This window comes from Sphingomonas sp., from assembly GCF_036677245.1.
Lineage (GTDB): Bacteria > Pseudomonadota > Alphaproteobacteria > Sphingomonadales > Sphingomonadaceae > Allosphingosinicella.
This window is the reverse complement of sequence record NZ_JAKFCG010000011.1, coordinates 1-11,801: the sequence shown is the minus strand read 5'-3', so window position 1 is coordinate 11,801 and position 11,801 is coordinate 1. Positions and strand designations below refer to the sequence as shown.

Genomic DNA, 11,801 nt, shown 5'->3' with positions numbered 1-11,801 from the left:
TCAGGTGGAATCACCTGACGACTCGGAAATCACGGGAAACAAAAGAAAACTAGACTCGATTCCGGTTCAATCAAACGGGGTTGAGTCTAGAATATCGCGCGATGCTTCAGCCGTCCGAGGCGCGCTCGATGTCGGCGCCCACCGCCTGGAGCTTCTCCTCGAGCCGCTCGTAGCCGCGGTCGAGGTGGTAGACTCTCGCGACCTGGGTCTCGCCTTGGGCGGCAAGGCCGGCGAGCACGAGGCTCATCGACGCGCGCAGATCGGTGGCCATCACCGGCGCGCCGGTCAGCGCCTTGACGCCACGCACCACCGCCGAGCGTCCGCGCACCTCGATGTCGGCACCCATCCGGTTGAGCTCGGGGACGTGCATGTAGCGGTTCTCGAAGATGCTTTCGGTCAGCAGGCTGGTGCCGTTGGCGAGCGCGAGCATCGCCATGAACTGGGCCTGCATGTCGGTCGGGAAGGCCGGATAAGGCGCCGTCGACAAGGTCAGCGGCTTGATCTCGCCATTGGCGCTGATCCTGATCCCGCCCGGCTCGTCGGCGACATGGACGCCGGCGTCGGTGAGGCCGGAGAGGATCGCCGGCATCGTCTCGCGCCGCGCCCCGCCGAGCAGCACCGAGCCGCCGGTGATCGCGGCGGCGCAGGCGTAGCTGCCCGCCTCGATCCGGTCCGGCATCACCGCATAGGTTGCGCCGTGCAATTTGTCCTTGCCGCGGATCGTCAGCGTATCGGTGCGCAGCCCCTCGATATCGGCGCCCATCGCGACCAGGCATTTGGCGAGATCGGTGATCTCGGGCTCGCGCGCGGCATTCTCGATCACCGTCGTTCCCTTGGCGAGCACCGCCGCCATCAACGCGTTTTCGGTCGCGCCGACCGACACGATCGGAAAGGTGATCCGCCCGCCGACCAGCCCGCCCTTGGGCGCGGTGGCGCGGACATAGCCCGCGGTCAGCTCGATCTCGGCGCCGAGCTCCTCGAGCGCCTTGAGATGGAGGTCGATCGGACGGTTGCCGATCGCGCAGCCGCCCGGCAGCGATACCGTCGCCTCGCCGGCGCGCGCGAGCAGGGGACCAAGCACGAGGATCGAAGCGCGCATCTTGCGGACGATGTCATAGGGCGCGACGGTCGAGGCGACGTTCGACGCGCGCAACGTCATCACCCGGCCGAAATCCTTGGGCTTCGAGCCTTCGACGGTGATCGAGACGCCGAGCTGGTTGAGCAAATGGCCGAAGCTGTCGACGTCGGCGAGCCGCGGCAGGTTGCGCAACGTCAGCGGCTCGTCGGTCAGAAGCGCGCAGGGGAGCAGGGTCAGCGCGGCATTCTTGGCGCCGGAGATCGGAATTTCTCCCTCGAGGCGCCGCCCGCCCCTGATGATGATCCTGTCCATCGGCCGCTCTTAGGACATTGGCGTAAGGGTGCAAGCCGGCTAAAATACGTGCTGGCGCAAGTTCTTGATTTCGATCAGGGCGCTGATCTCGTTCCCACCCTAGAAGCGGGTGGGGTTGCGTTGGAAAGTGGGGTTGGTGTTTTGGGGGGTAGCTGCCTAGCCGAGCGCTTGGGCCATTATGTCACGCTCAGCGCGGGCGAGACGCAGACGCTTGCCGCGCTCGAACAGCAGGAGCGCAGCTTCAAGCGCGGGAGCGTCATCAGGCGCGAACAGGATGATGCCCGGGACCTGTTCATCGTCCGCAAGGGCTGGCTCTACAGCAGCGTGCTGCTCGGCAACGGCAGCCGGCAGATCATGCGGCTGCATTTCCCGGGCGACCTGCTCGGCGTCTCGAGCCTCGCGTTCGGCGATTCGGCCGATTCGATCATCGCGGTCACCGATGTCTCGATCTGTCCGTTCGACCGCGAACTGCTCGCCGCCTTGTTTCAAGACCATCCCCGGCTCGCGGCGCTGGTCTTCACCCTGGCGGTCGCCGAGCGGGTGGCGCTCGCTGACCGGCTCGCTTCGATCGGCCGGACCTCGGCGCGCGCGCGGGTTGCGTCGCTGATCTGCGAGGTGTTCGCGCGGCTGCGGATCATGGAGGGCGCGCACTTGAGCGAGCTGATTCTGCCGATCACCCAGGAAGATATCGGCGATGCGACCGGCCTGACCGCGGTCCACGTCAACCGCATGATGCGCGGGCTGGTCGAGGACGGGCTGATCGAGCGCAGCGGCAGCGCCATCCGGTTGATCGATGAACACCGGCTCGCGCAGGAAGCCAATTTCATCAACCGCTTCGCGAAGATCGACACCAGCTGGTTGCCCGCCGCGGCGTAATCGCTCTTTCGCGTTGAAGGCCGCACCGGCCCACTCCCCCACCCGGCCCCCCAACAACGTATCATGGATTGGGAGGCCGGGTGGGGGAGTGGGCCGGTGCGGGTCCCGCGCAGCGGGACAAGAACAAAGCGGGCCGGTGCGGGTCCCGCGTAGCGGGACAAAACAAGAGAAGCGCCCCTAGGCGCGGGCCTTCACGCCTTCTCGAGCGTGCATTGCAGCGGGTGCTGGTTCTCGCGTGCGAAGTCGATCACCTGGCTGACCTTGGTCTCGGCGACTTCGTAGCTGAAGATCCCGCACACCCCGACGCCGCGCTGGTGGACGTGGAGCATGACGCGGGTGGCATCCTCGATGCTCATCCTGAAGATGCGCTGCAGCACCAGCACGACGAATTCCATCGGCGTGTAATCGTCGTTGAGCATCAGCACCTTGTAGGGAGATGGCGTCTTGGTGCGGGTACGCGTCCGCGTCGCGACGCCGAGACCGGTGCCTTCGTCGTCGCCCTTTCGCTCACTGGCGACAATCTTCATTGATTCTTCCATAGCCATAGGTGCGCATAAATATGGCAAGCGGGGCCTGCGCGGCAAGGCTTTGGCGTGCCCTGCGGGCGATAAAGCTGCACTGGACGTCGCGCTGTGGCGATGAAGACGCGGCTTTGCACGGCTCAAGACCCAGGGCGGCGGATTCCCGGCACCCGAATTGCGGGCAGCAAAAAGGGCGGCCGGTTGCCCGGCCGCCCTTCATGATCCCCCGCTCGAATGCCTTAAGCGGCGACGACGTTCTTCACGCGCTCGGCCGCAACCGCATAACGGTTGGAGAGCGGCTCGAACACTTCGCCGGCGAGCTTGATCACCGCTTCGCTCACCTTCGAGCTTTCGGCGACCATGCTGTCGAACTGGCTCTTGGCGAACTCGCTCTGCAGGCGGAAGAAATCGATCGGCGACTTCACCTCGGCGAAGCTGCGCAGCGCGTTCGAGGCTTCCTCGAAGCTCTTGCGGCCATATTCGGACACTTCCTGGCCGAGCGCCTCGACGCCGCGCGCGGCGGCTTCGGACGAGGCGACGACGGCTTCGACGTTGCCGCGGGTGAGGTCGGTCAGTTCCGCGACGACCTTGGTGTTCTTCTCGATCGCGGTCTTGGCACGCGTGTTGACGTCGCCGAAGAGCGACTGGACGCGGTCGACGACCGTCTGGTTGGCTTCGCTCATATTGGTCTTCCCTTCCTGGATGATTTGGGTCGCACGGGCGGTCTTGACCGCCGGCTTGGCTTTCACAGCCCTGGCCGCAACCTTCGATTTCGCTTTGCCGTCAGCCATGACTTTTTGTTCCTATGTTGCAGTGCACATAAGAAGGTGAAGCTCAAAACGCAAGTGAATTTTTTGCAGTGCAACATGAAGGGTTGCAGCACTGTCGCGCTCGTGAATCCCTCGGCCGAGCATCTTCACCAGTCGGGCAGGCGCCGGCTGGTGGTCAGCGCATCACGGGCTGGCGGGCTTGTTGCCGCCGAGCTGCGTCGCGAGCACGGTCAGCACCCCGGCGCCGAGGATCGCACCGAGCATCAGCCAAAGGTCCGAGCCGAACATGCCGCGCGCCTCGGGATCCTCGAAGGTCCGCGATCCGGTCGGCGTGGTGTCTCCGGTCTGCGCGACCGACGGCGTCGTCGCAACGACCAGCGAAAGGGCGGTCAGGATCGCCAGCTTACGTGAGAACATTCGGCTTTTTCCTCATCATCGATCGTGCCGTTTAAAACGAGCCGGCGCGCGTGTCGAGTAGGCGAAGGCGAGCGGCACGACGTGGGGTTCTCGTTGGAGTCTTCCATTCCTCCCCTGCATTTGCAGGGGAGGGGGACCACCCGGAGGGTGGTGGAGGGGCGGTTCGTGAAGGGCCCCTCCACCGCTACGCGGTCCCCCTCCCCCGGAAAGCCGGGGGAGGAATATGGACCGGAATAGGGGTCAGCGCGCGCGAACGTAGGAGCCGGGGGCGTCCTCGAGGGCCTTGAGCTTGCCCTTGCCCGGGATGCGCGCGCCTTTGGCCGGGATCATCTCGTCGGACTTGCGGTCGATCCAGCCGAGCCAGTCGGGCCACCAGCTGCCCTTGGTCTCGGTCGCGCCGGCGATGAACTCGTCGAGCGTCTCGACCTTCTCCTCGTTGGTCCAATATTGATATTTGCCGGCCGCCGGCGGGTTGACCACGCCGGCGACATGGCCGGAGCCGGCGAGCACGAAGCGCAGCGGGCCCTGGAAGTGATGGGTGATCTTCCAGACGCTCGCGGCCGGGGCGATATGGTCCTCGCGCCCGGCCTGGACGTAGGTGGGGGTCCTGACCTTGGCGATGTTGATCGGCGTGCCGTCGACGGTGATCGCGCCCGGCTGGACCAATTTGTTGTCGCGGTAGAGGTCCTTGAGATACGCCTGGTGCCACTTGGTCGGCAGATTGGTCGTGTCGCCGTTCCAGAACAACAGGTCGTAGGGCGGGTAATCCTGGCCGAGCAGATAATTGTTGGTGACGTAGTTCCAGATGAGATCGCGGCCGCGCAGCAGGTTGAACGTCGCGGCCATGTAGCGGCCATCGAGATAGCCGTCGTTCGAAAGCTGATCGATCAGCTTCATCTGCCCGTCGTTGGTGAACAATTTGAGGTCGCCGGCTTCGGAGAAATCGACCTGCGCGGTGAAGAAGGTGCCGCTCGCGACCTTGTCCGCCTCGTCGCGCGCCTCGAGCAAGGCCAAGGTCGTCGCCAGGGTGGTGCCGGCGACGCAATAGCCGATGGTATGGACGTCCTCGACGCCAAGCAGGTCGCGCACGCTGTCGATCGCCTCGATCTGCGCGCGGACATAATCATCGAGCACGGTCTCGGCCAAGCTGGCGTCGGCCGACTTCCACGAGACGATGAACATGGTGAGGCCGCTGTCGACCGCCCATTTGATGAAGCTCTTCTCCGCGTTGAGGTCGAGGATGTAAAAGCGGTTGATCCACGGCGGGAAGACGATGACCGGCGTCTCGTAAACCTCGTCGGTCGTCGGGCTATATTGGATCAGCTCGTAGAGCGGGGTGCGCTTGACGACCTTGCCGGGCGTGGAGGCGATGTTGCGGCCGACCTCGAACACGTCGGGAGCGGTGTGGGTGAGCTGGCCCTTGCCAAGATCCGCGAGCATATGCTCGAGGCCCTTCAAGAGATTGTCGCCGCGGCTCGCGATCGTCCGCTCGATCACCTGGGGATTGGTCAGCGCGAAGTTCGACGGGCTCATCGCATCGACGAACAGCCGGGTGGCGAAGCGTAGCTGCTCGCGCTGCTCCTCGCCGATGCCCTCCAGCGCATCGACGCTGCCGAGCAACCGGTCCGAGACCAAGAGATAGCTCTGGCGGATCATGTCGAACACGGGATTGTCGCGCCATTCGGGCGAGGCGAAGCGCCGGTCCTTGTCGGCGCGCGCCTTGAGCGCGCTCTCGCCCTGGTCGAGGCCGAGCGCGCGCTGCCAGATCGAGAGGCCCTGGGTCCACAGCTCGGTCTGCGCCTCGACCAGCTTTCCCGCCTCCCCGAATCCTGGGCCGAATCCTGGGCCGAATGCCGGGAAGCCGGGCAAAGCGGGCGAACCCCACGGCCCCAGCGCCGCCTTGGGCTCGGCCGCGGCGAGCTTGGCCGGCGCCTCGGCCACCTGCAGCGCGACATGCTCCATCATCAGCTGCTGCGCGCGGCCCATCACCCAGGTCCAATGCTGCAGATCCTCGAGGGTGGGGACGGGCACGCCCGGCATGAGCGGGTTGGAAGCGGGGCTGTCGCCGGTCTCGGCCATAAAAGGTCCTTTCGCCCTGATGTAGTCCGCTCCGGCGCCGGTTGGAAGACCACCGCATTTTCGGGCGTATTATTCGGCTGAAACTGGCCGAAGATGCCGCTATGGCACGCTGATGAACGACGATTTCTACCGCATCCGCCGCCTGCCTCCCTATGTCTTCGCCGAAGTCAACGCGATGAAGGCGGCTGCGCGCGCGCGGGGCGAGGACATCATCGATCTCGGCATGGGCAATCCCGACGGCGCCCCGCCCCAGCATGTCATCGACAAGCTCGCCGAGGTGGCGCGCAGCCCGCGCGCGCACGGTTATTCGGCGTCGAAGGGGATCGTCGGCCTGAGGCGCGCGCAAGCTGCTTATTATTCCCGCCGCTTCGGGGTCGATGTCGATCCGGACAGCGAGATCGTCGTCACGCTCGGATCGAAGGAGGGCTTGGCCAACCTCGCGCAGGCGATCACCGCGCCCGGCGACGTCGTGCTCGCGCCCAACCCGAGCTACCCGATCCACCAGTTCGGCTTCATCATCGCCGGCGCTGCGATCCGATCGATCCCGGCCGCGCCCGGGCCAGATTTCTTCACCCGGCTCGAATATGCGATCAGCTACACCGTGCCCAAGCCGACCGTGCTGGTGATCGGCTATCCGAGCAACCCGACCGCCTATGTCGCCGATCTCGCTTTCTACGAGCAGGTCGTCGCGTTCGCGCGCGCCCACAAATTGTGGGTGATCAGCGATCTCGCTTATGCCGAAATCTATTTCGGCGACACGCCGACGCCCTCGATCCTGCAGGTGCCCGACGCCAGGGACGTCGCGATCGAGTTCACCTCGATGTCCAAAACCTATTCGATGGCCGGCTGGCGGATCGGCTTCGCGGTCGGCAACAAATCTTTGATCAACGCGCTCACCCGGGTCAAATCCTACCTCGATTACGGTGCCTTCACGCCGATCCAGGCGGCGGCGGTGGCGGCGCTCAACGGCCCGCAGGACATCGTCGAGGCGAACCGCAAGCTCTACAAGGCGCGCCGCGACTGCCTGGTGCAGAGCTTCACCCGCGCCGGCTGGGAGATACCCGCGCCCGAGGCGAGCATGTTCGCCTGGGCGCCGATCCCTGAACAATATCGCGCTTTGGGCGCGCTCGAATTCTCCAAGCGCCTGCTCGCCGAGGCGCGGGTCGCGGTCAGCCCCGGCGTCGGCTTCGGCGACGAAGGCGAAGGCTATGTCCGCATCGCTTTGGTCGAGAACGAGCAGCGCATCCGCCAGGCCGCGCGCGGGGTGAAGAAGTTCCTCGAGCGGCCGAACCGCTAACCTCCACAGCGGGCTGCCCCGTTTAGTCGGGAGTAGCCAAGGCTGCGGCCGACCTGAGCACGAACAAAGCCGCGCCGAGCAGGGGGAGCCCACCGCCGCAATTCTGGTTGGGGCCGACTGTCGAGCAGAGCTCGCGGTTGCCAGCGGCGGCGACCGTGGTCGGCGGCTCGCCCGCGCTGCGTTCGCCTGGCACCGGATCGAGCGGCAGCGGCAGCCGTTGATCGGGCAGGTCGCGCCTGCCGCAGACGACGATCTCATTGCCCGCCACATGGTTGTTGGACGCGCGGGCGCAATCGTGCGCCTCGCGCGCCTCGGGCGGCTTGAAGGTCAGGCGGTAGTTTTCCATCGCCTGCTCGGCCGTCTGCGGCGCCGCGCCGGCCGTGGCGCTCCAAAAAGCGAGCAAAGCCAGTGCTATCATTCTCGACATTGTCATAGGCGTCGCCTAATCGCCTCGGAACACAGGCGAGGATGACAGGAATAATGGTGACTGCAAGCCACACGCTCGATCGGGTGCTCGTGCTGGAGATGGTGCGAGTCACCGAAGCGGCCGCGGTGGCGGCCTCGAAGCTGATCGGGCGGGGCGACGAGCGCGCGGCGGACCAGGCCGCGGTCGAGGCGATGCGCGATGCGCTCAACCAGCTCGAGTTCGATGGCACGATCGTGATCGGCGAAGGCGAGCGCGACGAGGCGCCGATGCTGTTCATCGGCGAGAAGGTCGGCGCGGCGCAGGGCACCGGCCCGCGCATCGACATCGCGCTCGATCCGCTCGAAGGCACGACGATCACCGCCAAGGCCGGCCCCAATGCGATGGCGGTGCTTGCGATCGGCGAGCAGGGCTGCCTGCTCAACGCGCCCGACGTCTATATGGAGAAACTGGCGATCGGGCCCGGCTATCCGCAAGGAACCATCGACCTCGCGAAGAGCCCGGCGGACAACGTCCGCTCGGTCGCCGCCGCCAAGGGCGTGCAGCCCTCCGACATCATCGTCTGCGTGCTCGACCGGCCGCGCCACGAGAAATTGATCGCCGAGCTTCGCGGGCTCGGCTGCGGCATCATGCTGATCCCCGACGGCGATGTCGCCGGCGTGATCGCGGTCTCCGATCCCGATACCACGATCGACATCTACATGGGCCAGGGCGGCGCCCCCGAAGGCGTGCTCGCGGCGGCGGCGCTGCGCTGCATCGGTGGCCAATTCCAGGGCCGGCTGATCTTCCGCAACGCCGACGAGCGCGCGCGCGCCGCCAAATGGGGCGTCGAGGACCTCGATCGCATCTATCAGCTCGAGGAGCTCGCCAAGGGCGACGTGATCTTCGCCGCGACCGGCGTGACCGACGGCTCGCTGCTCGAGGGGGTCCGCCGCCGCAAGGGCTGCATCACCACCGAAAGCGTCGTGATGCGCGCCAGCACCGGCACCGTCCGTCGGGTCCGCGGCGAGCACCGCCGCGATTTCTCCACGCGCGGCTGAGGCCGGCGCGGAGGTCCACCGCACTCCGTCGCATTTGCAGCGGCGCGGGATTCACGCTGCCTCGCTTATGGGGTAGGACCGGGGGATGCTGATGTCTCCCGACCATGTCTGCGGCGTGTCGCGCTCGATCCTCGGCCGCGCCTGGCGCTGGCGGGGCCTGGCGGCCGACGTCGCCGACGCCAATTTCGTGCCCGACGACCTGGTCGCGCAGCTCCTGCTCGCGCGCGGTGTCGCGCGGGCCGACATCGAGCGGCATCGGGCGCCGACGATCCGCAGCTTCATGCCCGATCCCTCGATCTTCCGCGACATGGACCGCGCCGCCGCGCGCCTCGCCGATGCCGTGGCGGCGCGCGAGCCGGTGACGATCTTCGGCGATTACGACGTCGACGGCGCCACCTCGGCGGCATTGCTGATCCGCCTGCTGCGCGGCCTCGGCTGCGACCCGCAGGCCTATATCCCCGACCGGCTGATGGAGGGCTATGGCCCGTCCGGCGAGGCCTTGGTGCGGATCGCCGCGGGCGGGGCGAAACTGATCGTCACCGTCGATTGCGGCGCGCAGGCCTATGAGGCGCTCGACATGGCGCGCGTGGCCGGGGTCGATGTAATCGTCGTCGACCATCACAAATGCGCGAGCGCGCTTCCGGTCGCGCTTGCTTTGGTCAACCCAAACCGGCTCGACGAGGCGGAGGATGCCGCGAGCCACGGCCATCTCGCCGCCGTCGGCGTCGCCTTCCTGCTCGGCGCGGCGCTGCTCCGCCTGCTGCGCGGCCGCGGCTTCTTCGCCGACCGGCCCGAGCCGCGGCTGGTCGATCTGCTCGATCTGGTCGCTTTGGGGACGGTGGCCGACGTGGCGTCGCTGCGCGGCCTCAACCGCGCGTTCGTGACCCAGGGCCTCAAGGTGATGGCGCAGGGGCGCAACATCGGGCTTGTCGCGCTGATGGACGCCGCCCGGCTGACGCGGGCGCCGACCGCGACCGATCTCGGCTTCGCGCTCGGCCCGCGGATCAACGCCGGCGGGCGGGTCGGCAAGTCCGATCTCGGCGTCCGGCTGCTGACCAGCGAGGATGAGGAGGAGGTGCGCGGCATCGCCGCCGAGCTCGAGCGGCTGAACGAGGAGCGCCGCGCGATCGAGGCGATCGTCAGCGAGGCGGCCGAGGCTTTGTGCAAGGCGCAGGGCAATCGCGCGGTCGCGCTGGTCGCGAGCCGCGGCTGGCACGCCGGCGTGATCGGCATCGTCGCGAGCCGCCTCAAGGAGAAGCTTGGGCGGCCGGCGATCGTCGTCGCGCTGGACGAGGACGGGCTCGGCAAGGGCTCGGGCCGCTCGATCGGCGGCGTCGATCTCGGCGCGGCGGTGCTTGCGGCGAAGGACAGCGGCCTGCTCGTCGCCGGCGGCGGCCATGCGATGGCGGCGGGCCTTACGGTCGCGGGCGACAAGATCGATGCGCTGCGCGACTTTCTCGATGCGCGGCTGGGGGCGGCGATCGCGACCGCGCAGGAGGATCGCGCCCTGCTGCTCGACGCGGTGCTCGCGCCGGGCGGGGTCTGCCCCGACTTCTGCGACGCGCTCGATGCCGGCGGCCCCTATGGCGCCGGCTGGCCCGGGCCGAGGGTCGCGGCTGGGCCGGTGCGGATCGTCAAGGCCGACGTGGTCGGCAGCAACCACCTCCGGCTGGTCGTCGCCGGCGACGACGGCCGCCGCATCAAGGCGATCGCCTTCCGCATGGCCGAGAGCGAGCTCGGCCAGGCGATGCTCGCCGCGCCGAGCCACCGCAAACTCTGGATCGCCGGCCGCATCAAGCGCGACGACTGGGGCAGCCGCCCGTCGGCCGAGATCCACCTCGAGGACGCCGCCTGGGCGGATTGACGGCACGTCCCCCAGCCGCGTGGGCGAAGCGGAGCGTCGCGTGCGCGCCGCGACCGGGTTGACCGCCAAGCGGCGCTCCCTTAAGTCCCGCCCCGCTTACTCGTCCCGCCGGCATCGCCGCGGCGGGATCGGTTCGGCCCCTTCGTCTAGCGGTTAGGACGCGGCCCTTTCACGGCTGAAACACGGGTTCGATTCCCGTAGGGGTCACCAATTTCTAAATTATTGGAATGGGCGATAATAATCCTAAACCAAGGGTAAACGGGGTTAAACCGGCCCCCAGAGGCGCTTCAATGCTGTTGGTCCATTTACGATGGGCCGTTTACGATCGCAGAAAACTTCGACTTTTAGTCCCTTTCTCCTGACACTGATAACTAACTCGGCCTCTCGAGGGATGTCATCGAACTCCGTCGCGCAGCTGCAAGCTTGCGTGCTGCGCTGGGTATGAGCATCATGCGCATCAGGAGGGCTGCATGCACGCGGACATTCAGAACGTCTTCACCCCAGCGCTCGCGATTGGAGATCCCGCTCGCTTTGCGGGGCGCCAAGAGCAGCTTGACCACGTAGCGTCCGCGCTATTCTCAGAGGGCACGCAGATTGTTATCTTCGGCAATCGGGGAGTGGGGAAATCGTCTCTCGCGAGGCAGCTGGAGGGTCTGGCCAAGGGTGACATTTCGGTCATCGACCGGCTGGGGCTAAAGCCGAGCGCAATTCCAGACTACCTAGTCGTCAGTATCGAATGCGACGACACCATTGAAGATGTGCGCGCTCTCGTGGTTCGCCTCCTCACCGACGACACCGCTCTCGCGCCCTGGATCCCATTTAAGGTAGAGAAAAAAACGAGCAGTTCCGACGCGTCGGCTGGACTAAACGTGAAGGTGATCACGCTAGGAGGGAAAGTGTCAGACACCGACACCCTAGAGCGTGAAGCCATTGAGACTGATGTGTTTTCCGCTTTCGGGAACGCGCTAAACCACATTCTGACTAGCGGCGTCGTCAAAGGCGTGTTGTTCATCATCGACGAAGTTGACCGGATAAGAAACCGGAGCGATTTAGCATCAGTGATCCGCTCCCGCGGTGCGGATCCACGTGTGAAGTTCGCACTAATCGGCGTTGGCACGACTCC

General features: G+C 66.4%; 11 protein-coding genes and 1 tRNA gene. 6 read left to right on the top strand and 6 right to left on the bottom strand.

What is annotated here, in order from left to right; translation table 11 throughout:
- Window positions 1–106: 106 nt before the first annotated feature.
- On the bottom strand, window positions 107–1,390 hold the full coding sequence (gene murA, locus V6M48_RS01125) for a UDP-N-acetylglucosamine 1-carboxyvinyltransferase (protein ID WP_332810676.1): 1,284 nt from the start codon (window positions 1,388–1,390) through the stop codon (window positions 107–109).
- Between the two features lie 168 nt (window positions 1,391–1,558).
- Between murA and V6M48_RS01120 the strand changes: the two genes are divergently transcribed.
- The gene (locus V6M48_RS01120) at window positions 1,559–2,266 is read left to right on the top strand and encodes a Crp/Fnr family transcriptional regulator (RefSeq protein WP_332810675.1); all 708 of its coding nucleotides are present in this window, start codon (window positions 1,559–1,561) and stop codon (window positions 2,264–2,266) included.
- 191 nt (window positions 2,267–2,457) lie between these two features.
- Here the strand turns inward: V6M48_RS01120 and clpS are convergent, their stop codons facing one another.
- From clpS to V6M48_RS01100, 4 genes are all read right to left on the bottom strand, one after another.
- Window positions 2,458–2,793 (bottom strand): ATP-dependent Clp protease adapter ClpS, encoded by a 336-nt coding sequence (clpS, locus tag V6M48_RS01115; RefSeq protein WP_332810674.1) that lies wholly within the window; start codon window positions 2,791–2,793, stop codon window positions 2,458–2,460.
- A gap of 233 nt (window positions 2,794–3,026) precedes the next feature.
- On the bottom strand, window positions 3,027–3,578 hold the full coding sequence (locus V6M48_RS01110; protein ID WP_332810673.1) for a phasin family protein: 552 nt from the start codon (window positions 3,576–3,578) through the stop codon (window positions 3,027–3,029).
- A 162-nt stretch (window positions 3,579–3,740) separates the two neighbouring features.
- Window positions 3,741–3,974: a hypothetical protein gene (locus V6M48_RS01105; RefSeq protein WP_332810672.1), complete on the bottom strand. Its 234-nt coding sequence runs from the start codon at window positions 3,972–3,974 to the stop codon at window positions 3,741–3,743.
- Window positions 3,975–4,214: 240 nt separating this feature from the next.
- Window positions 4,215–6,053, bottom strand: a complete 1,839-nt coding sequence (locus tag V6M48_RS01100; protein ID WP_332810671.1) for a PHA/PHB synthase family protein — start codon at window positions 6,051–6,053, stop codon at window positions 4,215–4,217.
- A gap of 112 nt (window positions 6,054–6,165) precedes the next feature.
- On the opposite strand from V6M48_RS01100, the gene V6M48_RS01095 reads away from it, so the two are divergent.
- Entirely contained in the window at window positions 6,166–7,350 is a 1,185-nt protein-coding gene (locus V6M48_RS01095; protein ID WP_332810670.1) for an LL-diaminopimelate aminotransferase, read from the top strand.
- A 22-nt stretch (window positions 7,351–7,372) separates the two neighbouring features.
- On the opposite strand, the gene V6M48_RS01090 is transcribed toward V6M48_RS01095, so the two are convergent.
- Entirely contained in the window at window positions 7,373–7,777 is a 405-nt protein-coding gene (locus V6M48_RS01090) for a hypothetical protein (protein ID WP_332810669.1), read from the bottom strand.
- A gap of 53 nt (window positions 7,778–7,830) precedes the next feature.
- Here V6M48_RS01090 and glpX point away from each other — a divergent pair, with 53 nt between their 5' ends.
- The 4 genes from glpX to V6M48_RS01070 form a co-directional block, all read left to right on the top strand.
- Window positions 7,831–8,814: a class II fructose-bisphosphatase gene (gene glpX / locus V6M48_RS01085; protein WP_332810668.1), complete on the top strand. Its 984-nt coding sequence runs from the start codon at window positions 7,831–7,833 to the stop codon at window positions 8,812–8,814.
- Between the two features lie 91 nt (window positions 8,815–8,905).
- Window positions 8,906–10,678, top strand: coding sequence for a single-stranded-DNA-specific exonuclease RecJ (recJ, locus tag V6M48_RS01080; protein ID WP_332810796.1), 1,773 nt, complete (start codon window positions 8,906–8,908; stop codon window positions 10,676–10,678).
- A gap of 135 nt (window positions 10,679–10,813) precedes the next feature.
- Window positions 10,814–10,888 (top strand) — tRNA-Glu (locus tag V6M48_RS01075).
- Between the two features lie 260 nt (window positions 10,889–11,148).
- Window positions 11,149–11,801 (top strand): AAA family ATPase (locus tag V6M48_RS01070; protein WP_332810667.1); only part of this gene is annotated, 653 nt, incomplete at its 3' end.